At 64.5% G+C, this 26,409-nt stretch carries 31 protein-coding genes and 2 tRNA genes; 26 read left to right on the top strand and 7 right to left on the bottom strand.

What is annotated here, in order from left to right:
• The first annotated feature begins 196 nt into the window (after window positions 1-196).
• The 7 genes from ACGLHR_RS10730 to ACGLHR_RS10700 all read left to right on the top strand — a co-directional run bounded on the left by ACGLHR_RS10730 (window position 197) and on the right by ACGLHR_RS10700 (window position 6,810).
• Window positions 197-982: an SDR family oxidoreductase gene (locus tag ACGLHR_RS10730; RefSeq protein ID WP_267606178.1), complete on the top strand. Its 786-nt coding sequence runs from the start codon at window positions 197-199 to the stop codon at window positions 980-982.
• Between the two features lie 370 nt (window positions 983-1,352).
• Complete coding sequence (locus ACGLHR_RS10725; RefSeq protein ID WP_267606179.1) at window positions 1,353-1,961, top strand: TRAP transporter small permease; 609 nt, start codon at window positions 1,353-1,355, stop codon at window positions 1,959-1,961.
• Complete coding sequence (locus ACGLHR_RS10720) at window positions 1,958-3,262, top strand: TRAP transporter large permease (protein WP_267606180.1); 1,305 nt, start codon at window positions 1,958-1,960, stop codon at window positions 3,260-3,262. The genes ACGLHR_RS10725 and ACGLHR_RS10720 overlap by 4 nt, the downstream gene beginning before the upstream one ends.
• 76 nt (window positions 3,263-3,338) lie before the next feature.
• Entirely contained in the window at window positions 3,339-4,367 is a 1,029-nt protein-coding gene (locus tag ACGLHR_RS10715; RefSeq protein WP_318235654.1) for a DctP family TRAP transporter solute-binding subunit, read from the top strand.
• A gap of 228 nt (window positions 4,368-4,595) precedes the next feature.
• Window positions 4,596-5,306, top strand: a complete 711-nt coding sequence (locus ACGLHR_RS10710) for a DUF2968 domain-containing protein (RefSeq protein ID WP_400093712.1) — start codon at window positions 4,596-4,598, stop codon at window positions 5,304-5,306.
• Window positions 5,307-5,755: 449 nt separating this feature from the next.
• Window positions 5,756-6,319 (top strand): hypothetical protein, encoded by a 564-nt coding sequence (locus ACGLHR_RS10705; protein WP_400093710.1) that lies wholly within the window; start codon window positions 5,756-5,758, stop codon window positions 6,317-6,319.
• 92 nt (window positions 6,320-6,411) lie between these two features.
• Window positions 6,412-6,810, top strand: coding sequence for a thioesterase family protein (locus ACGLHR_RS10700; RefSeq protein ID WP_267606183.1), 399 nt, complete (start codon window positions 6,412-6,414; stop codon window positions 6,808-6,810).
• A 22-nt stretch (window positions 6,811-6,832) separates the two neighbouring features.
• On the opposite strand, the gene ACGLHR_RS10695 is transcribed toward ACGLHR_RS10700, so the two are convergent.
• On the bottom strand, window positions 6,833-7,378 hold the full coding sequence (locus ACGLHR_RS10695; protein WP_400093709.1) for a LuxR C-terminal-related transcriptional regulator: 546 nt from the start codon (window positions 7,376-7,378) through the stop codon (window positions 6,833-6,835).
• Window positions 7,379-7,551: 173 nt separating this feature from the next.
• Between ACGLHR_RS10695 and ACGLHR_RS10690 the strand changes: the two genes are divergently transcribed.
• Window positions 7,552-8,253 carry a CoA transferase subunit A gene (locus ACGLHR_RS10690; RefSeq protein ID WP_043345022.1) on the top strand — a complete coding sequence of 234 codons (702 nt, stop codon included), beginning with the start codon at window positions 7,552-7,554 and terminating at the stop codon, window positions 8,251-8,253.
• An 11-nt stretch (window positions 8,254-8,264) separates the two neighbouring features.
• Complete coding sequence (locus tag ACGLHR_RS10685) at window positions 8,265-8,903, top strand: CoA transferase subunit B (protein WP_267606185.1); 639 nt, start codon at window positions 8,265-8,267, stop codon at window positions 8,901-8,903.
• 84 nt (window positions 8,904-8,987) lie between these two features.
• Here the strand turns inward: ACGLHR_RS10685 and ACGLHR_RS10680 are convergent, their stop codons facing one another.
• Both ACGLHR_RS10680 and ACGLHR_RS10675 read right to left on the bottom strand, forming a co-directional pair.
• Window positions 8,988-9,461: a DUF411 domain-containing protein gene (locus ACGLHR_RS10680; protein WP_400093708.1), complete on the bottom strand. Its 474-nt coding sequence runs from the start codon at window positions 9,459-9,461 to the stop codon at window positions 8,988-8,990.
• Between the two features lie 26 nt (window positions 9,462-9,487).
• Entirely contained in the window at window positions 9,488-10,264 is a 777-nt protein-coding gene (locus ACGLHR_RS10675) for a 3-hydroxybutyrate dehydrogenase (protein ID WP_318235658.1), read from the bottom strand.
• 202 nt (window positions 10,265-10,466) lie between these two features.
• Here ACGLHR_RS10675 and ACGLHR_RS10670 point away from each other — a divergent pair, with 202 nt between their 5' ends.
• The 13 genes from ACGLHR_RS10670 to ACGLHR_RS10610 all read left to right on the top strand — a co-directional run bounded on the left by ACGLHR_RS10670 (window position 10,467) and on the right by ACGLHR_RS10610 (window position 22,802).
• Window positions 10,467-11,354, top strand: a complete 888-nt coding sequence (locus tag ACGLHR_RS10670) for an alpha/beta hydrolase (protein ID WP_318235659.1) — start codon at window positions 10,467-10,469, stop codon at window positions 11,352-11,354.
• A gap of 73 nt (window positions 11,355-11,427) precedes the next feature.
• Window positions 11,428-11,790: a RidA family protein gene (locus tag ACGLHR_RS10665; RefSeq protein WP_400093706.1), complete on the top strand. Its 363-nt coding sequence runs from the start codon at window positions 11,428-11,430 to the stop codon at window positions 11,788-11,790.
• A gap of 15 nt (window positions 11,791-11,805) precedes the next feature.
• Window positions 11,806-14,028, top strand: a complete 2,223-nt coding sequence (locus tag ACGLHR_RS10660; RefSeq protein WP_400093705.1) for a RelA/SpoT family protein — start codon at window positions 11,806-11,808, stop codon at window positions 14,026-14,028.
• Window positions 14,029-14,049: 21 nt separating this feature from the next.
• A tRNA-Val gene (locus ACGLHR_RS10655) sits at window positions 14,050-14,126 on the top strand.
• A 404-nt stretch (window positions 14,127-14,530) separates the two neighbouring features.
• Window positions 14,531-16,438 (top strand): threonine--tRNA ligase, encoded by a 1,908-nt coding sequence (gene thrS, locus ACGLHR_RS10650; RefSeq protein ID WP_400093704.1) that lies wholly within the window; start codon window positions 14,531-14,533, stop codon window positions 16,436-16,438.
• Window positions 16,439-16,483: 45 nt separating this feature from the next.
• Window positions 16,484-17,005 (top strand): translation initiation factor IF-3, encoded by a 522-nt coding sequence (infC, locus tag ACGLHR_RS10645; RefSeq protein ID WP_081488948.1) that lies wholly within the window; start codon window positions 16,484-16,486, stop codon window positions 17,003-17,005.
• A gap of 170 nt (window positions 17,006-17,175) precedes the next feature.
• Complete coding sequence (gene rpmI, locus ACGLHR_RS10640) at window positions 17,176-17,373, top strand: 50S ribosomal protein L35 (RefSeq protein ID WP_006575466.1); 198 nt, start codon at window positions 17,176-17,178, stop codon at window positions 17,371-17,373.
• A gap of 27 nt (window positions 17,374-17,400) precedes the next feature.
• Window positions 17,401-17,757, top strand: coding sequence for a 50S ribosomal protein L20 (gene rplT, locus ACGLHR_RS10635; protein ID WP_006163216.1), 357 nt, complete (start codon window positions 17,401-17,403; stop codon window positions 17,755-17,757).
• A 319-nt stretch (window positions 17,758-18,076) separates the two neighbouring features.
• On the top strand, window positions 18,077-19,108 hold the full coding sequence (gene pheS / locus ACGLHR_RS10630; protein WP_267606192.1) for a phenylalanine--tRNA ligase subunit alpha: 1,032 nt from the start codon (window positions 18,077-18,079) through the stop codon (window positions 19,106-19,108).
• Window positions 19,109-19,179: 71 nt separating this feature from the next.
• Window positions 19,180-21,627: a phenylalanine--tRNA ligase subunit beta gene (pheT, locus tag ACGLHR_RS10625; RefSeq protein ID WP_400093702.1), complete on the top strand. Its 2,448-nt coding sequence runs from the start codon at window positions 19,180-19,182 to the stop codon at window positions 21,625-21,627.
• Window positions 21,628-21,732: 105 nt separating this feature from the next.
• Complete coding sequence (locus ACGLHR_RS10620; protein ID WP_400093731.1) at window positions 21,733-22,113, top strand: integration host factor subunit alpha; 381 nt, start codon at window positions 21,733-21,735, stop codon at window positions 22,111-22,113.
• A gap of 124 nt (window positions 22,114-22,237) precedes the next feature.
• Window positions 22,238-22,669 (top strand): MerR family transcriptional regulator, encoded by a 432-nt coding sequence (locus tag ACGLHR_RS10615; RefSeq protein ID WP_267606195.1) that lies wholly within the window; start codon window positions 22,238-22,240, stop codon window positions 22,667-22,669.
• Between the two features lie 56 nt (window positions 22,670-22,725).
• Window positions 22,726-22,802: transfer RNA gene (locus ACGLHR_RS10610), tRNA-Pro, on the top strand.
• Window positions 22,803-23,095: 293 nt separating this feature from the next.
• Here ACGLHR_RS10610 and ACGLHR_RS10605 read toward each other — a convergent pair.
• Window positions 23,096-23,620, bottom strand: a complete 525-nt coding sequence (locus ACGLHR_RS10605; protein ID WP_400093701.1) for a DUF1643 domain-containing protein — start codon at window positions 23,618-23,620, stop codon at window positions 23,096-23,098.
• A 32-nt stretch (window positions 23,621-23,652) separates the two neighbouring features.
• On the opposite strand from ACGLHR_RS10605, the gene ACGLHR_RS10600 reads away from it, so the two are divergent.
• A complete protein-coding gene (locus tag ACGLHR_RS10600) occupies window positions 23,653-23,856 on the top strand; it encodes a hypothetical protein (protein WP_400093699.1) in 204 nt (67 codons plus the stop codon).
• Here the strand turns inward: ACGLHR_RS10600 and ACGLHR_RS10595 are convergent.
• The gene (locus ACGLHR_RS10595; RefSeq protein ID WP_400093698.1) at window positions 23,847-24,218 is read right to left on the bottom strand and encodes a hypothetical protein; all 372 of its coding nucleotides are present in this window, start codon (window positions 24,216-24,218) and stop codon (window positions 23,847-23,849) included. The genes ACGLHR_RS10600 and ACGLHR_RS10595 overlap by 10 nt on opposite strands.
• Window positions 24,219-24,256: 38 nt before the next feature.
• Here ACGLHR_RS10595 and ACGLHR_RS10590 point away from each other — a divergent pair, with 38 nt between their 5' ends.
• From ACGLHR_RS10590 to ACGLHR_RS10580, 3 genes are all read left to right on the top strand, one after another.
• A complete protein-coding gene (locus ACGLHR_RS10590) occupies window positions 24,257-24,508 on the top strand; it encodes a hypothetical protein (RefSeq protein WP_318235668.1) in 252 nt (83 codons plus the stop codon).
• A gap of 292 nt (window positions 24,509-24,800) precedes the next feature.
• Window positions 24,801-25,118, top strand: a complete 318-nt coding sequence (locus ACGLHR_RS10585; protein ID WP_400093696.1) for a hypothetical protein — start codon at window positions 24,801-24,803, stop codon at window positions 25,116-25,118.
• Between the two features lie 210 nt (window positions 25,119-25,328).
• The gene (locus ACGLHR_RS10580; protein ID WP_400093695.1) at window positions 25,329-25,538 is read left to right on the top strand and encodes a hypothetical protein; all 210 of its coding nucleotides are present in this window, start codon (window positions 25,329-25,331) and stop codon (window positions 25,536-25,538) included.
• A 342-nt stretch (window positions 25,539-25,880) separates the two neighbouring features.
• Here the strand turns inward: ACGLHR_RS10580 and ACGLHR_RS10575 are convergent, their stop codons facing one another.
• A complete protein-coding gene (locus tag ACGLHR_RS10575; RefSeq protein WP_400093694.1) occupies window positions 25,881-26,108 on the bottom strand; it encodes a hypothetical protein in 228 nt (75 codons plus the stop codon).
• Window positions 26,109-26,111: 3 nt separating this feature from the next.
• Complete coding sequence (locus tag ACGLHR_RS10570; RefSeq protein ID WP_400093693.1) at window positions 26,112-26,378, bottom strand: hypothetical protein; 267 nt, start codon at window positions 26,376-26,378, stop codon at window positions 26,112-26,114.
• Between the last annotated feature and the right edge of the window lie 31 nt (window positions 26,379-26,409).

The raw sequence follows: 26,409 nt of genomic DNA, 5'->3' as shown, positions 1-26,409 counted from the left end.
TTCCCTTTGTGGCCCGAGTTCTTAGAATCTCCGGCATTGTCCGGGACTCGCCATGGTCAGGCAAGATTTTTTTTGGAACGACCGTTCTTTTTTTTGATATGCTGCCTTCGGTTTCAGCAGGCAGATTTCGCGAGGAGCGCCCGTTGGCCGTGGCCATGGCAGGCGGCGCCGGGGGCTCCCGAACATAGAGGCCATTATGGGTTTGTCGATCAATCTGGAAGGCAAGGTCGCGCTGGTGACAGGCGCTTCGAGCGGTCTGGGCACGCGGTTTGCCCACGTCCTGGCGAGCGCCGGCGCCAAGGTCATCCTGGCGTCGCGGCGCACCGAGCGGCTCAAGGAGCTGCGTGCCGCGATCGAGGCCGAGGGCGGCAGCGCGCACGTGGTGCAGCTCGACGTGACCGACCACGACAGCATCCGCTCGGCGGTGGCGCATGCCGAGACCGAGGCCGGTGCGATCGACATCCTGGTCAATAACTCGGGCGTCTCCACCACCCAGCGCCTGACCGACGTGACCCCCGACGACTTCGATTTCGTCTTCGACACCAATACCCGGGGCGCTTTCTTCGTGGCGCAGGAAGTGGCCAAGCGCATGATTGCGCGCGCCAAGGGCGCCGAGAAGAACGGCAATCCGCTGCCGCAGTCGCGCATCGTCAATATCGCGTCGGTCGCCGGGCTCAAGGTGCTGTCGCAGATCGGCGTGTACTGCATGAGCAAGGCCTCGGTAGTGCACATGACCAAGTCGATGGCGCTGGAGTGGGCGCGCCATGGCATCAACGTCAACGCCATCTGCCCCGGCTATATCGATACCGATATCAACCACCACCATTGGGACACCGACGCCGGCCAGAAACTGATCCAGATGCTGCCCCGCAAGCGCGTGGGCAAGCCCGAGGACCTGGACGGCCTGCTGTTGCTGCTGGCGTCCGACCAGTCGGCATTCATCAACGGCGCGATCATCACCGCCGACGACGGCATGGTGTGACCGTCGCAAGGGGCGGCGCACCCTTGCGTGCGCTTGCCGGCAGGTCGGCCCTGGCCCGCGCCAAAAGCGGGGGCGGGGCCTGCGATTCTCGGTTCCCGGGCTTATCCGGTCCCCTTGGGCACCTTGCGGAATCGATGACCTGCCGGGTCGCCCCAATGGCCCGAAGGCCGCCAGTTGGCGCGAGCCAGTGCGGGGCGCATGGGTGCCCCTGTCCAACAGGCGCGACGCGCGCAATGGAGCAAAAGTTCCCGCGCGTTCTGCAAGTCTTGGCATAATCCGCCATGTCTTGAGATTAAGTCTTTACATAATTCAAAGAGAAAATCCGCGCGCAGCCTGCGGCGCCGCGCGGACCGGACCGGAGGCCGGGGAGATGCAAGCAGAACAGGAGGGGCGGCGCGATGCCGACCCAAAACACGTCACGGCCATGCCGGACGAGACTGGCGCCAGCCAGCAAGAGGACAGCGGCTTCAAGGTATCGCCGCGGATTGAAGACTGGGTTGGCGTGATCGTCATGGTGCTGCTGGTGTGCATCACCTTCGCCAACGTGGTGGTCCGTTATTTCACTGATGAATCGTTTGCCTGGACCGAGGAATTCTCGGTCTTCCTGATGATCGTGCTGGCCCTCGTGGCAGGCAGCGCGGCCGTGGCGCGCGACCGCAACATCCGCATCGAGTTCTTCTTCGATCGCGGCAGCGCGGCGCGGCAGCGGCGCCTGGCGGTGTTGTCGGCGGTGGCCGTTGCGGTCATGTTCATCGCGCTGGCGGTGCTGGGCGCTCGCGTGGCGTGGGACGAATACACGTTTGGCGAGACCTCGCCGGGCATTGGCGTGCCTAGCTGGTGGTACTCGGTCTGGCTGCCGGTGCTGTCCGCCGCCATCGCGCTGCGGGCGCTCGGCGTAGCGGTGCGCAACCTGCGCGCGCTCAAGGCCCTGCATGCCGAGCGCCTGAATGGCGTGGCGGCTTCGGAGGCCGCGCCATGACGCTGATTGCCATTACCCTGTTCGTGGTGTTCCTTGGCCTGATGATGCTGGGCGTGCCGATCGGCGTGTCGCTGGGCCTCGGCGGCCTGGTGGCAATTGGCCTGTCCAACCTGGACACCCAGATGTTCGGCCTGCTGGCCGTGCCGCAGAATTTCTACGCCGGCCTGGGCAAGTACCCGCTGCTGGCGATCCCGATGTTCGTGCTGGTCGGCTCGATCTTCGACCGTTCCGGCGTGGCGCAGCGGCTGGTGACCTTTGCCATTGCCATCGTCGGGCGCGGTCCCGGCATGCTGCCGCTGGTGGCCATCCTGGTCGCGATGTTCCTGGGCGGCATCTCCGGCTCCGGCCCGGCCAATGCGGCCGCGGTGGGCGGGGTGATGATCGCGGCGATGTCGCGGGCCGGCTATCCCGGCGCGTACAGCGCGGCCGTGGTTGGCGCTGCCGCCGCGACCGATATCCTGATCCCGCCGTCCGTTGCGTTCATCATCTACAGCGTGCTGGTGCCCGGCGCCTCGGTGCCGGCACTGTTCGCCGCCGGCATGATCCCCGGCATCCTGGCCGGCGTGGCGCTGATCGTGCCGGCCGTCTGGCTGGCGCGCAAGCACAATATGGGCGCCATCGAGGCCGGCTTGCCGCGTCCGCCGTTCTGGAAGAGCCTGCGCGAAGCGGCCTGGGGCCTGGTCGCGCCGTTCCTGATCCTGGGCGGCATGCGCGCGGGCTGGTTCACGCCGACCGAAGCCGCCGTGGTGGCGGTGGTCTACGGCCTGTTCGTCGGCATGGTGATCTACCGCAGCATCGGCATGCGCGATTTGTTCGTGATCTTCCAGGAGGCGGCGGAGACTTCCGCGGTGATCCTGCTGGTGGTGGCGCTGGCCGGCATATTTGCCTACGCGCTGTCCACGCTGGGCGTGATCGATCCGCTGGCCAATGCCATCGCGCATTCGGGACTGGGCGAATACGGCGTGCTGGCGCTGATCGTGGCCTTGCTGATGACGGTGGGGATGTTCCTCGACGGCATCTCCATCTTCCTGATCTTCGTGCCGCTGCTGCTGCCGATCGCCAATGCCTTCCACTGGAACCCGGTGTGGTTCGGCGTGGTGCTGACGCTCAAGGTGGCGCTCGGCCAGTTCACGCCGCCGCTGGCGGTGAACCTGATGGTCTCGTGCCGGATTGCGCGCGTGCGCATGGAAGAGACCGTGCCCTGGGTGGTGTGGATGCTGCTGGCGATGTTCGTCGCCATGCTGATGGTGCTGGCCTTCCCGCCGCTGGCGACCTGGCTGCCTGACTACCTCGGTTATTGAAGTATCGACGTATTGACGTATTGAAGTCTTCGTTGCCCATAAGAAACACACAACAGATCCTGAGAGGAGAGAACGCATGAAACGTCGTGCCTTGATGCTGTCGCTGGCAGCCACCATCGCCGCTGCCGCCCTCGCGCCCGCTGGCGCCATGGCGCAGAGCTACAAAGCCGAATACAAGATGTCGCTGGTGCTCGGCCCGGCCTTCCCGTGGGGTAAAGGCGGCGAGATCTGGGCTGACCTGGTGCGCCAGCGCACCAGCGGCCGCATCAACATCAAGCTGTACCCGGGCACCTCGCTGGTGGCCGGCGACCAGACCCGCGAGTTCTCGGCGATCCGCCAGGGCGTGATTGACATGGCGGTCGGCTCGACCATCAACTGGTCGCCGCAGGTCAAGGAACTGAACCTGTTCTCGCTGCCGTTCCTGATGCCCGACTACAAGGCACTGGATGCGCTTACGCAAGGCGAAGTCGGCAAGTCGATCTTCGCGACCCTGGACAAGTCCGGCGTGGTGCCGCTGGCCTGGGGCGAGAACGGCTTTCGCGAAGTCTCCAACTCCAAGCGCGAAATCCGCAAGCCGGAAGATTTGAAGGGCATGAAGCTGCGTGTGGTGGGCTCGCCGCTGTATATCGAGACCTTCAATGCGCTCGGCGCCAACCCGACCCAGATGAGCTGGGCCGACGCGCAGCCGGCCATGGCCTCGGGCGCGGTGGATGGCCAGGAAAATCCGCAATCGGTGTTCGCAGCCGCCAAGCTCTACACGGTGGGCCAGAAGTACGTGACCACCTGGGGCTACGTGGCCGACCCGCTGATCTTCGTGGTCAACAAGCAGATCTGGGAAAGCTGGACCCCGGCCGACCGCGAGATCGTCAAGCAAGCTGCCATCGACGCCGGCAAGCAGGAAACGGCACTGGCCCGCAAGGGCCTGGTGGAGGCGGGCGCGCCGGGCTGGAAGGACATGGAAGCCCATGGCGTCAAGGTTTCGCAACTGACGCCGGCCGAGCACGACGCCTTCCGCAAGGCTACCGGCAAGGTCTATGAGAAGTGGAAGAAGCAGATCGGCGTGGAGCTGGTGAGCAAGGCGGAAGCCTCCATCGCCAAGCGCTGAGCCGGGGCCGGAGCGCTGGGGGCGGCGTCAATGCTCCCCCACCGCCCGGGGGTGTTGCGGGAATGGCACCGTCATGCTGGCAATTGTTACAAAAAGCGGCCTGAGGCGGGCAAGCTTGTTACAATCCGCGATCGGCGGGGTGCGCGAAGCGCATCATCGCCCAGTCCGGGTGTCGCATGGCGCACCCCGATTTTCTTGAACCATCGTGCCTGTCCAAGCCGGAACGCCATGTTGAATCATTCCTGCCGCGCCCCCTTGCTTGCCAGCCTCATCGGCTTGGCCCTGTCCTTGTCCGCCTCCGGCGTACTGGCAGCGGGCGAGCCCATACCTCCCTTCGCCGCACCGGCGCCGCTGACGGCCATCGCTAGCGGTCCCCAGGCCTCCGCCTCGTCACTGGGACTGGTATCGGAGCTCCAGCAGCGCCTGCGCGACCGGTCGGTGCGTGAGCTGCGGACCAGCTACAACGGCGATTACGGCACCACGCTGATGCTGGCGGACGACCAGGTGGTTTGCTACGTGGCGCTGTTCTACCAGAAGAACCTGTGGCGGGTGTTCCGATTCGAATCGATCGGCCCGGCCGAGCAGGCTTATCGCCAGGTGACCCAGCAAAGTGCAACCTGGGCCAGCGACGATATCCGCCGCCAGGTGCTGGCTTCGCAGAAGCGGGCATTCGACAAGGCTTTGCAGGAAACTGAGGCGCGCGCCAATGCGCTCAATGAGGATGTGCGCGTGATGCAGGCACAGCGCCAGCGCATCGCCGAGGAGCAGAAGGCGTCTCGCGCCGAGGTCCAGAGCGCGGAAATCGAAAGCCGTGCCTCGCGTATCCGCCTGGAGCAGCTGCAGCAGCAGATTCGCCGCATGGAGTCGTCGCTGGCGGACTCCGGCCTCGCCGTTCCCGGCCAGGTGCCGGATGGCAACCGCCCCGCCCGCCGCCAGTAAGTCACTTTGCCATGCCGGCGGCCCACGCCGCCGGTTGTCCGGTCTTTCTCCTACGGCCAGGATGGCCCACGCTCGCCCCCGTTCCTTGTCACGCACTTGCTTGCAGGTCCCGATTGAGGAATTTTCCGTACCCAGAAAGAGATCCGTCTGATTTCTCCGCAGGGACTGCGGCGCTATGATTTTTCGCTGACCCGCTATCGTCCGGATAGGCCGGCGCGGCCGGGTCTCGCATGCGCTGCAGAGGTGAGCCGTGTCTCGTTTCCCCGTGTCCCGTTCCCCATACCCGTCTCCATCTCCGCCTCCCACGCTCGATGTGCCGCCCCCGTGGGGGACGAGTTTCGATGTGCGCGACACGCTGAAGACATTGCGCAGCGAGGCCATCCGGGACCATCTCGTGGCCACGGCGGCCTGTCCATGCCCAGGCATTGCGCCGCGAACGCCAGCGGGGAATGGCCACCGGCGCCCTCGGCGGTGCTGCGGCCGTGCTGCTCGCATGGTTCGCCGCGGTCATGCTGGCGAGCCCTGAGCCCAGGACCAAGCCCAATCCGTTGGCCGCTTCGGCAGCGGCCGAAGCGCAGGCCGACATCCCGGCGGCCGTGGCAGCGGAGGCTCCGCTCGCGCCGCCCGAGCCTTTCGCGCCCTCGCTGGCGGAAAGCGCCAGCCCGCAGACCGCCCCGTCCGCCATCGACGAACCCAAGATCATGGACCCGCGGGACCGGGTGCGGGTCCGTGAAAGCCGCGCACTGGGCATGGTGGCGTTGCCGGACGCCCATGCGGCGCCCCGCACGCAAGCGGTTGCCCTTGCGGGGCCGCCATCCAGGCGGCCCCGCGCCGCGCCCGTACTGGCCGCCCCTGCCGCATACGCCAGCAGCATCCTGCATCCGCGCGCCGAGGCCGGCGACCCGCCGCTTCCCCCCGCGCCGGATATCGACCTGCGCCCGAACGCGGTGGCCTTCCTGCCGCCCGAAATGCGCTTCGAACTCCCCGGGCACGCCCGCTTGATCGACAATTGATCGACGACTGAGACGACATCCCTGGCTCGGCGCGGCGGAACCGTCGTTTCCGCCGAGAGGAAACGGGGCGTCGCCGTGGTAGGCTCGGGTCCATGAAACCCGTATTCACTCTGCGCATGCCCATCCGGTGGGGCGACATGGACGCCATGGGCCATGTCAACAACACGGTCTACTTCCGCTACCTGGAACAGGCGCGCATCGCCTGGTTCGAGTCGCTTGGCCACGGCGGCAAGGATGCCAGCGGTTGCGGGCCGGTCATCATCAACGCCCACATGAGCTTCCTGAAGCAGTTGCGCTATCCCGGGGATATCGAATGCCGGATGTTTGCCGGCGAGCTGGGCCGCACGAGCTTCGAGACCCGCATGGAGATACTGCGCACCGACCAGCCGGACGTGGTGTATGCCGAGGGCGGCGCCAAGGTGGTCTGGTGCGACTACGAGGCCGAGAAATCGGTGCCCGTGCCGGCGGCGCTCCGGGCGCTGATGGAGTAGGGCAGTGGCCCTAGTCCGCGGACTAGTGGTTGACCAGGCGCTGCACCAGGTCGACCGAGGTATGGGCCCCGTACTTCTTCATCAGCCGGGCCCGGTAGATGTCCACCGTGCGCGGGCTGATGGACAGCAGCTTGCCGATCTGCTTGCTGGTCTTGCCGTCCACCAGCTGCGCGGCGATGTCGCGCTCGCGCGCCGTCAGCTCGGCGGTGACCGGGCGCTTCTGCGAAAGGTCCTCGAAAGTCCAGATGCCGGCGCCCAGCGGCTGCCGGCGGTCCAGCGCGCGCCCGGTGACATGGCACCAGAACAGGTCGCCGCCGGCGCGCTTCATGATGCGCTCGTCGGAATAGGTGCCCTTGGCGTTCATGATCGGCACGATGCGCGCGCCCGTGCGTTCGAACTCGTCGGCGGTGGGATAGAGTACCTGGAACGACTCGCCGATCAGGGCGCCCCGCGTGGTGCCGAAGATGCGGCAGAGCTCGTCGTTGCAATCCTCGATCATGCGCTCGCGCGACAGCACGAGGCCGACCGGGGCGAGCTGGAAGGCGGTCTGGTAGTCGATAGCGGGCATTTGCTTATGTAATTGTACGTATTGGCGTGGGATGCAACGCTTGCGTATGCTGTCGGACGGTTGGCAGCCGGACGATCTCCGTCCGATTGTACCGTTACAATTTCCCTGCGTGACTCGCCGGCATCACCCGGAGGCGGGCGCAATGACAGGAAATCACCGAGGAAGGAGCAAACATGAACAAGGTCTACGCCAGCGCCGCGGAGGCGCTCGCGGGCGTCGTTCGCGACGGCCAGACGATCGCGGTTGGCGGTTTCGGTCTGTGCGGCATCCCGGAGGCGCTGATTGCCGCGCTGCGCGACAGCGGCGCCAAGCAGCTTACCTGCATCTCGAATAACGCTGGCGTGGACGGTTTCGGCCTGGGCCTGCTGCTCGCCACGCGCCAGATCAAGAAGATGATTTCGTCGTACGTGGGCGAGAACAAGGAGTTCGAGCGCCAGTACCTGGCCGGCGAACTGGAGCTGGAGTTCACCCCGCAGGGCACGCTGGCCGAGAAGCTGCGCGCCGGCGGCTCGGGCATCCCGGCCTTCTTCACCAAGACCGGCGTGGGCACCATCGTGGCCGACGGCAAGGAAATCCGCGAGTTCGATGGCCAGCAGTACGTGATGGAGCGCGCGCTGACCGCCGACGTGGCCCTGGTCAAGGCCTACAAGGCGGATCGCGCCGGCAACCTGGTGTTCCGCCGCACCGCGCGCAACTTCAACCCGATGTGCGCGATGGCGGGCAAGGTCACCATCGTCGAGGTCGAGCACCTGGTCGATACCGGCACGCTGGATCCGGATGAGGTTCACACTCCGGGCATCTTCGTGCAGCGCATCGTGCTGAACGCCAACCCCGAGAAACGCATCGAGCAGCGCACCGTGCGTGCCGCGGGCTAAGGAGAAACATCATGGCATGGACACGTGACGAAATGGCGGCGCGCGCCGCGAGCGAGCTGCAGGATGGCTTCTATGTGAACCTGGGCATCGGCCTGCCGACGCTGGTGGCCAACCATGTCCCGCAAGGCATGGAAGTGTGGCTGCAATCCGAGAACGGCCTGCTGGGCATCGGCCCGTTCCCGACCGAGGCCGAGGTCGACGCCGACATGATCAACGCCGGCAAGCAGACCGTGACCACCCTGCCGGGCTCGTCGATCTTCTCCTCGGCGGATTCCTTCGGGATGATTCGCGGTGGCCATATCAACCTGGCCATCCTGGGCGCCATGCAGGTCAGCGAGAAGGGCGACCTGGCCAACTGGATGATCCCGGGCAAGATGGTCAAGGGCATGGGCGGCGCGATGGACCTGGTGGCCGGCGTGGGCCGCGTGGTGGTGCTGATGGAACACACCGCCAAGAAGAAGGACGGCAGCGAGGACATCAAGATCCTGGCGTCGTGCGCGTTGCCGCTGACCGGCGTGGGCGTGGTCAACCGCATCATCACGGACCTCGGCGTGATCGACGTGACCGAAGCCGGCCTCAAGCTGGTGGAGACCGCGCCGGGCGTGAGCCGCGAGGAGATCCAGAGCAAGACGGGCGCACCGCTGCTCTGATCCGCTGCTGCCGTAGTAAAAAACCCCGCGAGCTTGCGTTCGCGGGGTTTTTTTATTCACGGCGCCTGAGCGCCTTGGCCATTTTCAGGTGCTGCGCTTGTTGTAGCTGGCGAAGACCGATGCGCCACCATCGGCGCGGACCAGCAGGACATCGAACGGGTCCTTGCGCGAGCCCTGTTCCATGCCCGGCGAGCCGACCGGCATGGCGGGCACCGCCAGGCCCACGGCCTTGGGCTTGCTGGCCACCAGCCGCTTGATGTCGGCAGCGGGCACGGGGCCTTCGACCGCATAGCCTGCGATGCGGCCGGTATGGCAGGAGCCGAAGCGCTCGGGAATGCCGAAGCGGGCGCGATAGACGCCGGTGTCTTCCACGTCGCGCACGGTCACGGCAAAGCCGTTCGCGCGCAGGTGCTCGACCCAGCCCTCGCAGCAGCCGCATTGCGGGCTCTTGTAGACCTCGATGGCGAGCGGTGCCGCGGCGGCGCTCGCGCCGGCGCGCAGCCCCAGCGAGACGGTGGCGCCCATGGCCAGGGCACGGAGAAAGTGGCGTCGTTGCATGGTTTGTGGCTTTCCTGTCATTGCGCTCATTGCGCCACCCAGCCGCCATCCATGTTCCAGGCCACGCCGCGCACCTGGCGGGCCGCGTCGCTGGCCAGGAACACGGCCAGCGCGCCAAGCTCGTCGGGGGTGACGAACTGGCCGGAAGGCTGCTTCTCGATCACCAGTTCGTGCTTGGCCTGCTCAACGGGAATGCCGTCCTTCTGGGCGCGCGCTTCCACCTGCTTTTGCACCAGTGGGGTCAGCACCCAGCCCGGGCAGATCGCATTGGCGGTCACGCCGGTCTGCGCGGTTTCCAGCGCGGTGACCTTGGTCAGGCCGACGATGCCGTGCTTGGCGGCCACGTAGGCGGATTTCTGCGCGGAGGCCACCAGCCCGTGGGCGGAGGCGATATTGATGATGCGGCCCCAGTCCTTGCGCTTCATGCCGGGCAGGGCGAGGCGGGTGGTGTGGAAGGCGGAGGTCAGGTTGATGGCGATGATCGCGTCCCAGCGCTCGGGCGGGAAGTCCTCGATATTGGCCACGTGCTGGATGCCGGCGTTATTGACCAGGATGTCGGCGCCGCCGAATTCCGCGTCGGCGTAGCGCATCATGTCCTCGATCTCGGCGGACTTGCTCATGTCCGCGCCGTGATAGCCCACGCGGATACCCGCGCCGGCCTGCGCGATCTCGCGCTTGGCGGCGTCCGAGTCGCCGAAGCCGTTGACGATGATGTTGGCGCCCTGGGCGGCGAGCGCCTGAGCGATGCCGAGCCCGATACCGCTGGTGGAACCCGTGACCAGTGCCGTCTTGCCTTTAAGCATGTTTGCCTCTTCGTCGGAGTGTTTTGGACGTTGGATTTGGACTGCGCGAAGGACCCGTCGCGCGCCAGCGGCAAAGGCATGGCGGCGAGAACCCCGATGCTGTGGCATTGTAACTGCTGCAGCGTACAATCCAGCTTTGCCCAACCCGGGCGCCGCCATGCCGGCGGCGCCGTTCTTGCTACCGTCTTGCCAGGGAGTTCAGATGTCGTCAGTCAGTCCGCGCCTCGGCTTCGTCCAGTGCATCAGCCCGGCGGGCCTTCACCGCATGGCCTATCACGAATGGGGCGAGCCCACCAATCCCCGGGTGCTGATGTGCGTGCATGGCCTGACGCGCACCGGCCGTGACTTCGACACGGTGGCCGCCGCCCTGTGCGGCGAGTACCGCGTGGTGTGCCCCGACGTGGTCGGGCGCGGCCGCTCGGACTGGCTCGCGGACCCGCGCCGCTACGTGGTGCCGCAGTATGTGTCCGATATGGTCACCCTGATCGCCCGGCTCAATGTCGAGCAGCTCGACTGGTTCGGCACCTCGATGGGCGGCCTGATCGGCATGGGCCTGGCGGGGCTGCCCAAGTCGCCGGTGCGCAAGCTGCTGCTCAACGACGTGGGCCCGCGCATCGCCGCCTCGGCGGTGGAGCGGATCGGCGCTTACCTGGGCCTGCCGGTGCGCTTCAAGACCTTCGAGGAAGGCCTGGCGTACCTGCAGACCATCAGCGCGTCTTTTGGCCGTCACACGCCCGAGCAATGGCGCGAGCTCAACGGCGCCATCCTCAAGCCGGTGCAGGGTGCCGAAGGCCTGGAATGGGGCTTGCATTACGATCTGGCGATGGCGCTGCCGTTCCGCGAAACCACGCCCGAGCAGGTGAGCGCCGGCGAAGTGGCGCTGTGGCAGATGTTCGAGGCCATCCAGGCGCCCACGCTGGTGGTGCGCGGCGCGCAGTCCGACCTGCTCACGCGCGAGACGGTGGCGGAGATGGTGGCGCGCGGGCGCAACGTGACCTCGGTGGAGGTGCCGGATGTGGGGCATGCCCCGACGTTCATCGATCCCGCGCAAGTGGCTATCGCCAAGCAGTTTTTCCTGGGTGCGGCCTGAGGTTTGAAGCTTGATGCGGCCGCGGCCCGGATCCGATGCCTTTGATGTTTTACCCGACGACTAAAGTATTGCCATGAGTACCAATGAACTGAAGCGCGCCCATGTGGGCAAGCGCCTGTCTGAATACGCGATCCACAATGGCGTGGTCTACCTCGCCGGCCAGGTGCCGGAAGTCGATCCCACCGCGGACCTGCGTGGCCAGACCCGCGAGGTGCTGGGCCATATCGAGCGCCTGCTGAACGAAGCCGGCAGCGACAAGAGCCGGATTCTCTCGTGCCAGATCTTCCTCACCGACGTCGACCAGATCGGCATCATGAACGAGGTCTGGGACGAGTGGGTGGTGCAGGGCAATACGCCCCCGCGCGCCACCGTGGAGGCACGCCTGGCCAATCCGCAATACCTGATCGAAGTGGTGGTCACCGCCGCGCTCAAGTGAGGCCGGGGCAGCGAGATGGTGACGTCGACTGACCTGACCGGGCAGATTGCCGGCACACCCGATGCCGGGCTGGTGGAGCGCGCCGTGGCGTTCGTGCGCGAGCGCGGCGGCGCCGCGTTGCTGCCCACCGGCGAAACCGTGCTCTCGCATGCCGAGGGCATGCTGCGCATTCTCGATGGCCTGCGCGTCGACGATGCCGCGCGCGCGGCGGCCTGCCTGTTTGCGCTGGCCGCGTTCGTGCCTGGCAGCGAAGTGGAAATCGAACCGCTCTTCGGCGAAGAGGTGGCGGGGCTCGTCAAGGGCGTGCGGCAGTTGTTGCGCATCGGCGCGATCGCGGTGGGCCACAGCGGCGCGCCCGAGACCACCAAGGACGAAATCGCCGCGCGCCAGGAGCAGGTGGAGGCGCTGCGCAAGATGCTGCTGGCCTTCGCGCAGGACATCCGCGTGGTGCTGGTGCGCCTCGCCTCGCGCCTGCAGACGCTGCGCTGGCTGGCGCTGGTCAAGGCGCAGCCGCTGCCGGGCGTTGCGCGCGAAACGCTGGACATCTACGCGCCGCTGGCCAACCGGCTGGGGATCTGGCAGATGAAGTGGGAGCTGGAGGACCTGGCATTCCGCTTCGAGCAACCTGACACCTACAAGCGCATCGCGCGACTGCTCGACGAAAAACGCATCGAGCGCGAAGGCTATATCGCCAGCGCCATCGCGCGGCTGCAGTCCGAGCTGGCATCGGCCGACATCCGCGCCGAGGTGAGCGGGCGCCCCAAGCATATCTACAGCATCTGGAAGAAGATGCGCGGCAAGGAGCTCGACTTTGCCGATCTCTATGACGTGCGCGCGTTTCGCGTGATCGTCGAGGACATCAAGGATTGCTACACCGTGCTGGGCATCGTGCACCATATCTGGCAGCCGATCCCGCGCGAGTTCGATGACTATATTTCCCGGCCCAAGTCGAACGGCTACAAGTCGCTGCACACGGTGGTGATCGGCGACGACGGGCGCGCCTTCGAGGTGCAGATCCGCACCCAGGAGATGCATCATTTCGCCGAGTACGGCGTGGCCGCGCACTGGCGCTACAAGGAAGCGGGCAGCAAGGGCTACAGTGGCCAGTTCTCCGCCAGCGAGCGCTACGACGAGAAGATCGCGTGGCTGCGCCAGCTGCTGGCGTGGAAGGACGACGCCGATCATTCGGTGGCGCACGACGAATCGCCGTGGGAGCAGCTCAAGCACGCGGCCATCGACGACCACATCTATGTGCTGACGCCACAGGCACGCGTGGTGGCGCTGCCGCAGGGCGCCACGCCGGTGGATTTTGCGTATTACCTGCATACGGACCTCGGTCATCGCTGCCGCGGCGCACGCGTGGATGGCACCATGGTGCCGCTGAACACGCCGCTCAAGAACGGGCAGACGGTGGACATCATCGCCGTCAAGCAGGGCGGGCCGTCGCGCGACTGGCTCAACGCGGAACTGGGCTACCTGGCCAGCCCACGGGCGCGCGCCAAGGTGCGGGCCTGGTTCAATGCGCTGGACTCGCAGGAGACCATGTCGCAAGGCCGCGCGCTGATCGACAAGACCTTGCAGCGCGAGGGCAAGACCGCGGTCAACCTGGATGACCTTGCCACGCGGCTCGGCTTCAAGACGCCGGACGATTTGTTCGCCGCGGTCGCCAAGGATGAGTTCAGCCTGCGGCATGTGGAGCAGGCGCTGCGGCACCCCGAGGGCGAAGCCGCGGTGGTGCAGAGCGAGGAAGAGGCCGTCACCAAGAAGAGCCGCGCCACCAGCGTGGCGCGCGGCGCCAAGAGCGGCGTGCTGGTGGTGGGCGTGGATTCGCTGCTCACGCAGATGTCCAAATGCTGCAAGCCCGCACCGCCGGACGAGATCGTCGGCTTTGTCACGCGCGGGCGCGGCGTCTCCATTCATCGCCGCACCTGCCACACCTTCGGGCAGCTCTCGGCGCGCGCGCCGGAGCGCGTGATCCATACCGAGTGGGGCAAGCGCAGCGATGCCGTGTATCCGGTCGACATCCAGGTGGAGGCGATCGACCGGCAAGGGCTGCTGCGCGACATCTCCGAAGTGCTGTCGCGCGAGAAGATCAACGTCACCGGCGTGAAGACGCTATCGAGCAAAGGCGTCGCGCGGATGCAGTTCACCGCCGAGGTTTCGGAGGCCACGCAACTGCAACGCGCACTCGGTTTGATCGAAGATGTGGTGGGGGTCTTGCAGGCGAAAAGAAAGTGATGCTATACTTTCGTTCTCCGTAGGCTCGTAGCTCAGCTGGTTAGAGCACCACCTTGACATGGTGGGGGTCGTTGGTTCGAGTCCAATCGAGCCTACCAACGCATAGCAGTAAGTGTTAAAGCAGTAGAGGTAAAAGCAGTAAATCAAGCAGTACCGAAGCAGTCCGGTTGATCCCGATAACCTGGAACGGAAAAGGCGCCATGTTCAAGACACAGCGAACTACTACCGCTAATTAGCGACAGTAGTCGAGGTGCGCCTTCGGACCCGGTGGATTGGGGTTGAATCGAAAAACAACGCAGCCTTGGCTGCGTTTTTTTTCGTCTGTCGCTTCTTGGCTCCCTGCTATCCTGCTCGATCGCCCGTGGGTGGATCCGAGCGAAGTCCCCGCTGCCGGGGCCATGCTGATTTTTGACAAAGTGGCATGAGCCCGGCGCTACAAGATGCTTTTTATTCGCTTGCTGGCGCAACGGCGCCGGCGGGTGGAATTCTGATGAGGTGCAAGATGATCGCAATCACGCTGCCGGATGGTTCCCGACGCGAATTTCCCGGCCCGGTGACGGTGGCCGAAGTGGCGCAGAGCATTGGCTCAGGCCTGGCCAAGGCTGCCCTCGCGGGCAAGGTGGATGGTCAGACGGTCGACACCAGCTTCCTCATCGAGCGCGATGCAGCTCTCGCCATCGTCACGGACAAGGATGCCGACGGCGTTGATGTGATCCGTCACTCGACGGCCCACTTGCTGGCCTACGCCGTCAAGGAACTGTATCCCGAGGCGCAGGTGACGATCGGCCCGGTGATCGAGAACGGCTTCTACTACGACTTCGCCTACAAGCGCCCCTTCACGCCCGAGGACCTGGTTGCCATCGAGAAGAAGATGGCCGAGCTCGCCAAGAAGGACGAGAAGGTAACGCGCGAGGTCTGGAGCCGCGATGAAGCCGTGAAGCTGTTCGAGTCGATGGGCGAGAAGTACAAGGCCGAAATCATCGCCTCGATTCCGCAGGACCAGGAGATCGGCCTGTACCGCGAAGGCAAGTTCGTCGACCTCTGCCGTGGCCCGCACGTGCCGTCCACGGGCAAGCTCAAGGTCTTCAAGCTGATGAAGGTGGCTGGCGCCTACTGGCGCGGCGACGCCAAGAACGAGATGCTCCAGCGCATCTACGGCACGGCCTGGGCCAGGAAGGAAGACCAGGAAGCCTACCTGCACATGCTGGAAGAGGCCGAGAAGCGCGACCACCGCAAGCTGGGCAAGCTGCTCGACCTGTTCCATCTGCAGGAAGAGGCGCCGGGCATGGTGTTCTGGCACCCGAAGGGCTGGCAGGTGTGGCAGGCGGTGGAGCAGTACATGCGCGGCCGCCTGACGCAGGCTGGCTATGAAGAGGTGCGCACACCGCAAGTGATGGATCGTTCGCTGTGGGAGAAGTCGGGTCACTGGCAGAACTACAAGGAGAACATGTTCGTCACGGAGTCGGAGAAGCGCGACTACGCGATCAAGCCAATGAACTGCCCCGGCCATGTGCAGATTTTCAATCACGGCCTGCGCTCGTACCGCGACCTGCCGCTGCGCCTGGCCGAGTTCGGCGCCTGCCATCGCAACGAGCCCTCGGGTGCGCTGCATGGCCTGATGCGTGTGCGCGGCTTTGTGCAGGATGATGCGCACATTTTCTGCACGGAAGAGCAGATCGTTGCGGAGGCCAAGGCCTTCAACGAACTGGCGTTCTCCGTGTACGACGATTTCGGCTTCAAGGACATTGCCGTCAAGCTGTCGCTGCGCCCTGACCAGCGCGCCGGTTCCGAAGAGGTCTGGGACCATGCCGAGGAAGGCCTGCGCCTGGCGCTGCGCGCCTGCGGCGTGGAGTGGGAAGAGCTGCCGGGCGAGGGCGCCTTCTACGGCCCCAAGGTAGAATACCATATCAAGGACGCCATCGGCCGGTCTTGGCAATGCGGCACGCTGCAGCTGGACCTGGTGCTGCCGGAGCGCCTGGATGCCGAATACGTCTCGGAAGACAACTCGCGCAAGCGCCCGGTCATGCTGCACCGGGCCATCCTGGGCTCTTTCGAGCGCTTCCTGGGCATCTTGCTGGAAAACCATGCCGGCGCGCTGCCTGCCTGGCTGGCTCCGGAGCAGGTCGTGGTGCTGAATATTGCCGACTCGCAGGCGGAATATGCCGAAAACGTCGTGCAACTGCTGCAAAAACAAGGATTTAGGGCTAAGGCGGATTTGCGTAACGAGAAAATTACGTATAAAATCCGCGAGCATTCCGTTCAGAAGATTCCCTACCTCCTGGTAGTGGGCGACAAAGAACGGGATGCCAGTCAAGTGGCCGTGCGTGCCCGTGGCAACGTGGATCTGGGCGTTATGCCCGTTTCCGCGTTTGTGGAGCGTCTGCAACAGGACGTTGCCAGCAAAGCCTGATGGGATGAGCACGGCTTGTTTTTTGTCTTCTTGAGGTAACGCAACATCGCTACAGACAAAGGTCATCGCATCAATCGCGAAATCAGCGCACCCGAATTGCGCCTGGTCGGGGTTGATAACGAGCAGCTCGGCATCGTCAAGTTCATGGACGCGCTCCGCCTGGCTGAGGATAAGGACTTGGACTTGGTGGAAATCGCTCCTACAGCGGTGCCGCCGGTTGCCCGTATCATGGATTACGGCAAGTTCAAGTACGAGGAAGCCAAGCGCGCGCACGACGCCAAGCTGAAGCAGAAGATCATCCAGGTCAAGGAAGTCAAGTTCCGGCCGGGTACGGATGATGGCGACTACAACGTCAAGCTGCGCAACCTGAAGCGCTTCCTCGAAGACGGCGACAAGACCAAGATCACGCTGCGTTTCCGCGGCCGTGAGATGGCGCACCAGGAAATCGGCGCGCGTGTGCTCGAACGCCTGAAGGCGGACCTTGAAGAAGTTGGCCAGGTCGAGCAGATGCCGAAGATGGAAGGCCGCCAGATGGTGATGGTGCTGTCTCCCAAGAAGAAGAAGTAAGATTTTGCGCGTCGCCGCGGCCCGGAGGGGAATCCCTCCGGGCGCGGCGTCGTGCGAAAGCAGCGCAGAGGCCGCACGCGGCTTTAGCGCAACAATAAGTGGATGCGGGTTTTGCAAGTGTCGGCGCCAGCTGGCCACCTGCATGCATGTCATAGAAGCTGGAGTATTTCATGCCGAAGATGAAGACCAAGAAAAGCGCCTCCAAGCGCTTTACTGCGCGTCCGAATGGTTCGTTCAAGCGTGGCCAGGCCTTCAAGCGTCACATCTTGACCAAGAAGACCACCAAGAACAAGCGCCAGTTGCGCGGCACCCAGGACGTCCATGAGACGAACCTGAAGTCCGTTCGCGCAATGATGCCTTACGCATAACCCTAACGAAAACGAAAGGAGCATTACATGCCTCGAGTAAAACGTGGGGTCACTGCACGGGCCCGCCACAAGAAAGTCATCGTCGCTGCCAAGGGTTTCCGCGGCCGCCGCAATAACGTCTACCGTATCGCCAAGCAGGCAGTCATGCGTGCTGGCCAGTACGCATACCGCGATCGCCGCAACAAGAAGCGCGTATTCCGCGCTCTCTGGATTGCGCGTATCAATGCTGCTTCGCGTGAGCATGGCATGACCTACAGCGTGTTCATGAACGGCCTGAAGCGGGCTTCGATTGAGCTGGACCGCAAGGTGCTGTCGGACATGGCTATCCATGACAAGCCTGCCTTTGCCGCCATCGTCAACCAGGTGAAAGCCACCGTTGCCTGATGCCGGCTCCGGGGTGCCGCGCTAGTGTCTAGCGTGGCTTCCCGGGCAAGCACCGACCGCAAGGTCGACAGCATTTCCGCTGAATTTGCCTGAGCAGCGCTCGTCGCCGCGACGGCGATTCAGCCGGACCTGCAGAAACGGGGCTCCTCACCGAGCCCCGTTTTTATTTCGAATGCCGTTTTGCATCGTAGACGACATCCGAAACGAAGCCCGCGCCGCCCCCGGTGCCGCGCGGACTCTGCACCCACATCGCACCTAGTGCCAACCCACGCCCGGGCCCAGCGTGACCCGGACGCCAAATTTATCGCCGACCGCCGCCATGTCTCTGGATCCGGATCAAATCGTCGCCGACGCCCAGGCCGCCTTCGCTGCAGCCAACGACAACGCCACGCTGGAAAACGAGAAAGCCCGCTTTCTCGGCAAGACCGGCGCGCTCACCGAGCTGCTCAAGAGCCTTGGCAAGCTCGACCCGGAAACGCGCAAGAGCGAAGGCGCGCGCATCAACCAGGCCAAGCAGCAGGTCGAGGCCGCGCTGCAGGCGCGCCGCCAGGCGCTGGCCGATGCGCTGATGAACGCGCGGCTGGCCGCCGAGGCCATCGACGTCACGCTGCCGGGCCGGGCCGTTGCCCGCGGCAGCCTGCATCCGGTGATGCGTACCTGGGAGCGGGTCGAGCAGATCTTCGGCTCGGTCGGCTTCGACGTGGCCGATGGCCCCGAGATCGAAACCGACTGGATGAACTTCACCGCGTTGAACAACCCGGACAACCATCCGGCCCGTTCGATGCAGGACACCTTCTACGTGGACGGCCGCGACAGCGAAGGCAAGCTGCTGCTGCTGCGTACCCACACCAGCCCGATGCAGGTGCGCTACGCACGCATGCACGTGGAGAAGTACAAGGGCCGCGAGATGCCGCCGATCAAGGTGATCTGCCCGGGCCGTACCTACCGCGTCGACAGCGATGCCACGCACTCGCCGATGTTCAACCAGGTCGAAGGGCTGTGGATCGGCGACGACGTGAGCTTTGCGGATCTGAAGGGCGTGTACACCGATTTCCTGCGCAAGTTCTTCGAGCGCGATGACATCCAGGTGCGTTTCCGCCCCTCGTACTTCCCGTTCACCGAGCCGTCGGCGGAAATCGACATGGCCTTCGGTAATGGCAAGTGGCTGGAGATTTCCGGCTCGGGCCAGGTGCACCCCAACGTGCTGCGCAATATGGGCCTGGACCCCGAGCGCTATATCGGCTTTGCCTTCGGTTCCGGCCTTGAACGCCTGACCATGCTCCGCTACGGCATCAACGATCTGCGCCTGTTCTTCGAAGGCGACGCGCGTTTCCTGCGCCAGTTCGCCTGAGGCGCGTACGCGCGCCAGAGCACATCGTCACCGACACCACAGAACAGAATACTTACCGGATCAGAAGCGCCATGCAATTCTCGGAATCCTGGCTTCGCAGTTTCGTCAATCCCGACAAGATCTCCACCGATGCGCTCTCGCACAGCCTGACCATGGCCGGGCTGGAAGTGGAAGAGGTCGGCCCCGTTGCGCCGCCCTTCAACAAGGTGGTGGTGGCGCGCGTGCTCTCCACCGAGCGCCATCCCAACGCGGATCGCCTCAACGTTTGCCAGGTCGATGCCGGCACCGGCGAGACCCTGCAGATCGTTTGCGGCGCGCCCAATGTGGCGCCCGGCGTGCTGGTGCCGTGCGCGCTGGTCGGCGCGGTGCTGCCGCCGTCAGAGGCGGGCGGCAAGCCGTTCGAGATCAAGGTGGGCAAGCTGCGCGGCGTGGACAGCTATGGCATGCTTTGCTCGGCGCGCGAACTCAAGCTGTCGGAAGACCACGGCGGCCTGATGCTGCTGCCCGAAGATGCCAGGATCGGCATGGACATCCGCGAGTACCTGGATCTCGATGACCAGGTCTTCGTCATCAAGCTCACCCCCAACAAGGCTGACTGCCTGTCGATCCACGGCGTGGCGCGCGAAGTTGCCGCGCTGACCGGCGCCGAGCTGCACTTGCCGGAAATGAAGCCGGTGGCTGTGACGCTGGCCGACAAGCTGCCTGTGAAAATTTCGGCGCCCGACCTGTGCGGCCGCTTCTCCGGCCGCGTGATCCGCGGCGTGAACGCGCACGCGGCCACGCCGGCATGGATGGTGCAGCGCCTGGAGCGGGCAGGGCAGCGCAGCCTCTCCGCGCTGGTCGACATCTCCAACTACGTGATGCTGGAGCTCGGCCGTCCGTCGCACGTGTTCGACCTGGACAAGATCCACGGCGGGCTGGATGTGCGCTGGGGCCGCAAGGGCGAACAGCTCAAGCTGCTCAACGGCAATACCGTGGAGCTCGACGAGCAGGTCGGCGTGATCGCCGACGACAAGGAGATCGAGAGCCTGGCCGGCATCATGGGCGGCGACAGCACCGCCGTGACGCTGGACACCACCAACATCTACCTGGAAGCCGCCTTCTGGTGGCCGCAAGCCATCCAGGGCCGCTCGCGCCGCTTCAACTTCTCGACCGATGCCGGGCATCGCTTCGAGCGTGGCGTGGACTACGCCACCACGGTTGAGCATATCGAGCGCATCAGCGCGCTGATCCTCGAGATCTGCGGCGGCCAGGCCGGCCCGGTCGACGACCAGATCGTCAACTTGCCGCAGCGCAAGCCGGTGCGCTTGCGCGTGGCGCGCGCCGAGCGCGTACTCGGCATCGAGCTGTCGCCGGCGGTCATCGCCGACGTGTTCCAGCGCTTGCAACTGCCGTTCACACGCGAGCAGGGCGCGCACGGCGAAGTGTTCGTGGTCACGCCGCCGAGTTATCGCTTCGACATCGAGATCGAGGAAGACCTGATCGAGGAAGTGGCCCGCATCTACGGCTTCGAGCGCATCCCGGCACGTCCGCCGATCGCCGAAAGCGAGATGCGCCCGACCGACGAAGCACGCCGCTCGACCCATGCCGTGCGCCACGCGATTGCCGCGTGCGACTACCAGGAGGTGATCAACTTCGCCTTTGTCGAAGAGAAGTGGGAGCGTGACTTTGCCAACAACGACAACCCGATCCGCCTGCTGAACCCGATCGCCAGCCAGGTGGCGGTGATGCGTTCCACGCTGATCGGCGGCCTGCTCGACAAGGTGCGCTACAACCTCAACCGCAAGGCATCGCGCGTGCGGATGTTCGAAGTGGGCCGCGTGTTCCGTCGCGACGCAACGGTCGCCGATGGCGGCCTGACGGTGGCCGGCTATCACCAGCCGATGGTTGCCGGCGGCATCGCCTACGGTCCGGCCTTCGAGGAGCAGTGGGGCATTGCCACCCGCCCGGTGGACTTCTTCGACGTCAAGGGCGATGTCGAGTCCTTGCTGTTCCCGCGCGTGGCGCGCTTCGAGCCGGTATCGCACCCGGCGCTGCATCCGGGCCGCGCCGCGCAAGTGGTGATCGACGGCAAGGTGGCCGGCGTGATCGGCGAGCTGCATCCGCGCTGGCTGCAGGAGTACGAGCTGGCGCATGCGCCGGTGGTGTTCGAGCTGGACCTGCAGGCACTGCGTGAAGTCGGCCTGCCCGGCTACACCGAAATCTCCAAGTTCCCGGCCGCCGTGCGCGACCTGGCGCTGGTGGTGAAGCAGTCGGTGCGTGTGCAGGATCTGCTCGACGTCATGCGCGAGGCCCTGGAAAAACAAGGCTTGGCCCGCTATTGCCAGAGCCTGGTGCTGTTCGACGAGTTCCGCCCGAAGGCGGCTTCGGCGGCCATCGGCGCGGACGAGAAAAGCCTTGCGTTCCGCCTGACCTTGCAAGATACTGGGGCGACCCTCCAGGACGAAACCGTCGACAGTGCGGTGCGTTGCATGGTCGAAGCCGCCAGCGCTGCATTCCAGGCGCGGATGCGCGGCTGATCCACCAGCTGACATGACAATGGAGCGCCCGGACTTCCGCATCCGGGCGGATCGCGACACTGAATGACAATGAACGATCGACACGCGTATCTCATGGCCTCTGCAATGGGTGAAGCAGGCGACCGCCAGGCACCCTCGCTCGACGACGATACGTCCGACGCCCGCGCCGCTGAAGTACCAACCCTCACCAAGGCCGAGCTCGCTGAAATGCTGTTCGACCAGGTCGGTCTCAACAAGCGCGAGTCCAAGGACATGGTCGAAGCTTTCTTCGACGTGATTCGCGAAGCGCTGGAACAGGGCGACAGCGTCAAGCTCTCCGGCTTCGGCAATTTCCAGCTGCGCGACAAGCCGCAACGTCCCGGCCGCAATCCCAAGACGGGCGAGATCATTCCTATCACGGCACGACGCGTGGTGACCTTCCATGCCAGCCAGAAGCTCAAGGGCCTGGTGGAAGAGCGTGCCGGCCTGGTAGCGGTGCCCGGCTGATCGTTTGCCAGCAGCACGACGACTCGTTATCCTGCTTGTTTCGTGTATCACGCTTGTTCGCGCGCTAGCCCGCGCGAACACCACAACCTCTCCCGGCACGGCCTGAAGCCCGCCCATTCACCGTATGTCGGAAAGATCCAGCGAACGCATTTTGTTGCCGCCGATTCCCGCCAAACGCTACTTCACCATTGGTGAAGTCAGCGAGCTTTGCGCCGTCAAGCCGCATGTGCTGCGCTATTGGGAGCAGGAGTTCACGCAGCTCAAGCCCGTCAAGCGGCGCGGCAACCGGCGCTACTACCAGCACCACGAAGTCTTGCTCATCCGGCGCATCCGCGACTTGCTGTACGAGCAGGGCTTCACGATCAATGGCGCGCGCAATCGCCTGGACGAGGGACGGCAGCACAGCCATGCAGCCGCCGAAGACGAGCAAGCGCTGGCTGCGGAGGCCGCCGGTGAAGCGCCGGTTTTTTCGCTCGACCTCAGCAACCTGCGCAACGAACTGGTGGAAGTGCAGCACCTGCTCGCGCAGCTTCAACAGATCGCGAAGCACGAATAAAAAGTGCACTAACGACTAGCCATTTTCAAAAAGCTTCTGATATAATCTTTTTCTTTCGGGGCGTAGCGCAGCCTGGTAGCGTACCTGCATGGGGTGCAGGTGGTCGGAGGTTCAAATCCTCTCGCCCCGACCAGTACACAACCCGCACAGTCATTGGCTGTGCGGGTTTTTTACTTTCTGAGCAGGGTAGCGATTTAAATCGTTTTGCCGGATGACATCCAATTAAGCAGCGGGAAGGTGTAAATGCACCATTGAAACCGGGACGTCGCGCTGTTTAATATATCCCTCGGTTGTTGCGCGGTCCGCATGGGCGCCAGCGACCTGCAGGGCGTCGATGCAGGTCCTGCTCGCTCGTCAATCTTGTGCCCATCAGCTTCTTCTCCCAGTCTTGCCGGGTTGTCCCAATCATGCGTTGTGCTGCTTCGTTCATATCTTGTATGGCTGCGGCCGAACTTTGGCTGCGATGTATAGCGGGTGCTTCGGGCTCCCGTCCTGGTTCAGCCCGAGTTGGTGGAGCAGGGCGCCGCGGCCGCACATCCTGACTATGCGCAGCACCTCCGCCGCGCGCGCCGGCGCCGCCTTGTGCGCGCCCCAGGCGCAGATCACCATCGAGCAGCGGTCCAGTGCATCCATGATCGAGCCGTTGGCCGTGTCCACGCAGCCAAGCGGCGCCGGGTGCGTCAGCAGGCCGTCCGGGTCGGTCGAGCGCAACGGGAACAGGTTCACCACCTCCAGGCGGCCATAGCGGCGGCTGGCCAGCGCGCGCTGCAGGCAGCGGGTGATCGTCGGGTCGTTGACCTGGTGATCGGCGGTTGACGGGTTGAGCATGATGAAGCCCAGGGCCGGCCGGGCGGCGTCCCATTCGCGCCAGAGGCGGTAGCGGTACTGCTCGCAGTCGGATAGGATCGCACCGGCCTCGCCGTCGATGATTTGCGTGGTTAGGTGCTTCATACTGGGAGCCTTAGGAACGTTTGGGGAGCGCTATGGCCATCGAAAGCTACAACGAATACACAGTTCGCGGCTTCGCGAAACCACTGGTTGATGGGATGTTCGAAGCGACGGGTGCCGTTGAGAAAGACGGCCGGATCCTTGAGGGTTCTGAGCCACTTGGTTACTACGCGTCGTTCGAGACAGCGGTCGCAGCAGGGATCGCATGGGCAAAGGAGTGGGTCGATGCTCACGGTTGAATCCTCCTGAACTCGACCACCCACACCCAAGGGTTGGCATCCCAGTCGCCGCCGGTGGAGTTCCAGAGCGCCGAGAATGCCCAGCGCCCGGCAGAGACCGGGGAACCCGCATTGGCATCGTTCTCGCCCTCGTTGTGGCCGGGACCCGCTGCCCAGGTCTCGCGCACGTACAAGCGGTCGCCTGGCTTGCCGTAGGAGCACAATGAGTTAGCGGGATCCGCGACATACTCAGGCGTGAAGCCGTCCGGCGCGAGCAGCTCCAGCGGGAAGCCCTTCGCCACACGCCGAGTCGGCGTCTTCCGGCCGTCCAGGATTGCGCGCACCATGGCGCCGCTGAAGAGGATGGGGTGTTCTTTGGTCATGCTAGGATTTCCTTGATCTTCCACTGCAGGAGCTCGTCATGAATTGGTTCGTGGTTCTTTCTGGCTCGCACTGGCGAAATATTTCCAACGTGGTGTTCCAAGAACACAGCCGAATGGATGAATGGAGCCAGGTGTTCTGTGATGGATTTGATGCAAGTGGCGCGATGGTCGAGCTGCAGAAAAATGGCTCCACGATTCTTGTGCCGCATAGCTCCGTCATCGTCGCCGTCAACATGAAGGACAGGAAGCACCCATTGGGCTTCATTGATGCTGAGGACGGTGCGAGCTAGAGCTACGTGGGAAAGAGCTTTGTCCGAGTTCATGCCGAGCCACCTCGCGCGTCCGGATTGCTATCGTGTGCTGCACGCCGTCGCGTAGGCGGCCGGCGGCCTTCTTGCCGACTTTTGTCACCGGGTAGCGCCAGCCGTAGCAGGGTTCAATGACGCATGCCCAGGTAACGTGGTGCATATGGTGGCAACCGCTCATGCATAGGCGCTTGTCCTGGGGATCCCGCTTGGCGAACCTCGGGTATGGCTCGATCTCGCTCATGCTACGATCCTCTGGAGCGATAGGGGGCGAGCCATGGCGAACTTCGAAACCGATGCCGAAATACTCGATTGGATTGCTAAACACAGCGAGGACGAATTCCGGCAGTACGTAGAGCACCACACGTTCGGCGACAGGCGTTTAGAGTACGCTCGGGCGTATCTCGAGAGGATCGACGGCCAGCGAGCGGAGATACGCGAGGATCGGGTGCTTCTGGCGACGCAACAGGCGGCGGGAGCAGCGCTAGACCAAGCCGAGACTGCGCGACAAGCACTCCGCATTTCCAAATGGGCCTTCGGTATAGCTATCGTTTCCGCATTTGTGGCAGTGGCTGGCTTGTTATCCGGCAAATAGCCCATTGCATCACCTTCGCAGGTTGCGCCACCGACAGCGCCACGGCCACCGGCCGCACCCTCACACCGGCGTGGCCGGCAGCATGAACGTCTCGCCTGGCTCGGCCAGCAGCAGGGTGGTGCCCATCACACGGCCACAGAGCCCAGCACCCGGTGTCCTAGACTTCAAGCCGTGGCTCCAGTGATGGGAGCGTTCGACGAGGAGAGTGCTATGAAACGTACTCGGAATTTGCCTCTGGTTTTGGTCGCAGTTGCACTTGGTGGCTGCGTATGGGCGCCTGGCGATTCGCGGCCGGGTCGCTATGATCAGGGCAGTGGCTACCGGCAGGACGGGCGCGGCGACCAGCGCACGGAACGCGGCGACCAGCGCGAACGCCGGGATGATCAGGACAAGCGCGGGGGTGATCAGCGCAGCTATTGAGCGACGCGCCAAAACTTCGGTCCGTTGGCGCGTAAGTGCGGCGTGGGAGGGCATAGGCTCTCGGCGGATCATTCGCGCTCCTTCTTGCTCAGCGAGTAGGCCACGCCAGCGCACGGCGCCGAGGTGTACATCGTGCCCAGCTACTCGGCCAGTTGCGCGCGTCAGGCAGCGATCCGCGCGGCATCGACGGCGGCATCCAACTTGGTGCCCGTGTTCTCGATAAGGATGCCGTTGCGGCCGATGCTCACCGGGGTATTGCGCGCCCATCGATAGCGCTGAGCATCCTCGCGAAGATCATCAATCCAGCCGCCGGGAGCGTTGGCAGTGATCCAGTCGTTCAGGCTATCGATTGCCGTGTGGAGCGTGGCATCGCACTTTTTTTTCCTCGCTGTCCGCAGGAAGCGGCACAGCGATGGTGCGGATGAATGCGATGGCTGCGCGGTTGATCAGCGAACCATCCTCGGGCAATTCGCACAGGTAGTCGGCCGGGTTGGGGGACGATCCTTCCTTGCGGTTGCAGCGCGGGAAGTGGGATTCGAGGGAGATGGTCGCGGGACGGTAGGTGGTCATGGCTTATTGCTTCCCGCGGGCAACCGGCTTGACCACGAAATCGGGCGCATTGAATTCGATGCGCGGGATCTCCCCTTCGGCTTGCAGACGACGCACGTCGACATGAACATGAGCGGCGACGTGGCCGCGCGTGGCCTTACCATAGGCAAGGCCGTCGATATGGTACGAGCCGCAGGAGGGGCAGACATACGAATAGCCGTCGTGTGAGCGGAGGGGCGCTCGCTCTGCAGGTGATTTGCACAGAGGGCAGCCGGCAGGTTCGAGTGACATATCGGTCTCCTTTTGGTTGCTGGTGGATGGA

This window comes from Cupriavidus sp. CuC1, from assembly GCF_044627735.1.
GTDB lineage: Bacteria > Pseudomonadota > Gammaproteobacteria > Burkholderiales > Burkholderiaceae > Cupriavidus > Cupriavidus ulmosensis.
This window is presented reverse-complemented; position numbering and strand designations above follow the sequence as displayed.

Bases quoted from the DNA above. Each gene is read 5' to 3' on its own strand.
- pheS (WP_267606192.1), top strand. From the start codon at position 18,077: ATGTCTCTGGATCCGGATCAAATCGTCGCCGACGCCCAGGCCGCCTTC.
- ACGLHR_RS10600 (WP_400093699.1), top strand. From the start codon at position 23,653: ATGGCCATCGAAAGCTACAACGAATACACAGTTCGCGGCTTCGCGAAA.
- ACGLHR_RS10715 (WP_318235654.1), top strand. From the start codon at position 3,339: ATGAAACGTCGTGCCTTGATGCTGTCGCTGGCAGCCACCATCGCCGCT.
- ACGLHR_RS10575 (WP_400093694.1), bottom strand. From the start codon at position 26,108: ATGACCACCTACCGTCCCGCGACCATCTCCCTCGAATCCCACTTCCCG.
- ACGLHR_RS10570 (WP_400093693.1), bottom strand. From the start codon at position 26,378: ATGTCACTCGAACCTGCCGGCTGCCCTCTGTGCAAATCACCTGCAGAG.
- ACGLHR_RS10670 (WP_318235659.1), top strand. From the start codon at position 10,467: ATGTCGTCAGTCAGTCCGCGCCTCGGCTTCGTCCAGTGCATCAGCCCG.
- ACGLHR_RS10700 (WP_267606183.1), top strand. From the start codon at position 6,412: ATGAAACCCGTATTCACTCTGCGCATGCCCATCCGGTGGGGCGACATG.
- ACGLHR_RS10725 (WP_267606179.1), top strand. From the start codon at position 1,353: ATGCAAGCAGAACAGGAGGGGCGGCGCGATGCCGACCCAAAACACGTC.
- rpmI (WP_006575466.1), top strand. From the start codon at position 17,176: ATGCCGAAGATGAAGACCAAGAAAAGCGCCTCCAAGCGCTTTACTGCG.
- ACGLHR_RS10730 (WP_267606178.1), top strand. From the start codon at position 197: ATGGGTTTGTCGATCAATCTGGAAGGCAAGGTCGCGCTGGTGACAGGC.
- ACGLHR_RS10660 (WP_400093705.1), top strand. From the start codon at position 11,806: ATGGTGACGTCGACTGACCTGACCGGGCAGATTGCCGGCACACCCGAT.
- ACGLHR_RS10680 (WP_400093708.1), bottom strand. From the start codon at position 9,461: ATGCAACGACGCCACTTTCTCCGTGCCCTGGCCATGGGCGCCACCGTC.
- ACGLHR_RS10615 (WP_267606195.1), top strand. From the start codon at position 22,238: ATGTCGGAAAGATCCAGCGAACGCATTTTGTTGCCGCCGATTCCCGCC.
- ACGLHR_RS10690 (WP_043345022.1), top strand. From the start codon at position 7,552: ATGAACAAGGTCTACGCCAGCGCCGCGGAGGCGCTCGCGGGCGTCGTT.
- ACGLHR_RS10720 (WP_267606180.1), top strand. From the start codon at position 1,958: ATGACGCTGATTGCCATTACCCTGTTCGTGGTGTTCCTTGGCCTGATG.
- ACGLHR_RS10580 (WP_400093695.1), top strand. From the start codon at position 25,329: ATGAAACGTACTCGGAATTTGCCTCTGGTTTTGGTCGCAGTTGCACTT.
- ACGLHR_RS10620 (WP_400093731.1), top strand. From the start codon at position 21,733: ATGGGTGAAGCAGGCGACCGCCAGGCACCCTCGCTCGACGACGATACG.
- rplT (WP_006163216.1), top strand. From the start codon at position 17,401: ATGCCTCGAGTAAAACGTGGGGTCACTGCACGGGCCCGCCACAAGAAA.
- pheT (WP_400093702.1), top strand. From the start codon at position 19,180: ATGCAATTCTCGGAATCCTGGCTTCGCAGTTTCGTCAATCCCGACAAG.
- ACGLHR_RS10705 (WP_400093710.1), top strand. From the start codon at position 5,756: ATGGCCACCGGCGCCCTCGGCGGTGCTGCGGCCGTGCTGCTCGCATGG.
- ACGLHR_RS10605 (WP_400093701.1), bottom strand. From the start codon at position 23,620: ATGAAGCACCTAACCACGCAAATCATCGACGGCGAGGCCGGTGCGATC.
- ACGLHR_RS10675 (WP_318235658.1), bottom strand. From the start codon at position 10,264: ATGCTTAAAGGCAAGACGGCACTGGTCACGGGTTCCACCAGCGGTATC.
- thrS (WP_400093704.1), top strand. From the start codon at position 14,531: ATGATCGCAATCACGCTGCCGGATGGTTCCCGACGCGAATTTCCCGGC.
- ACGLHR_RS10685 (WP_267606185.1), top strand. From the start codon at position 8,265: ATGGCATGGACACGTGACGAAATGGCGGCGCGCGCCGCGAGCGAGCTG.
- ACGLHR_RS10595 (WP_400093698.1), bottom strand. From the start codon at position 24,218: ATGACCAAAGAACACCCCATCCTCTTCAGCGGCGCCATGGTGCGCGCA.
- ACGLHR_RS10695 (WP_400093709.1), bottom strand. From the start codon at position 7,378: ATGCCCGCTATCGACTACCAGACCGCCTTCCAGCTCGCCCCGGTCGGC.
- ACGLHR_RS10665 (WP_400093706.1), top strand. From the start codon at position 11,428: ATGAGTACCAATGAACTGAAGCGCGCCCATGTGGGCAAGCGCCTGTCT.
- ACGLHR_RS10710 (WP_400093712.1), top strand. From the start codon at position 4,596: ATGTTGAATCATTCCTGCCGCGCCCCCTTGCTTGCCAGCCTCATCGGC.
- ACGLHR_RS10585 (WP_400093696.1), top strand. From the start codon at position 24,801: ATGGCGAACTTCGAAACCGATGCCGAAATACTCGATTGGATTGCTAAA.
- ACGLHR_RS10590 (WP_318235668.1), top strand. From the start codon at position 24,257: ATGAATTGGTTCGTGGTTCTTTCTGGCTCGCACTGGCGAAATATTTCC.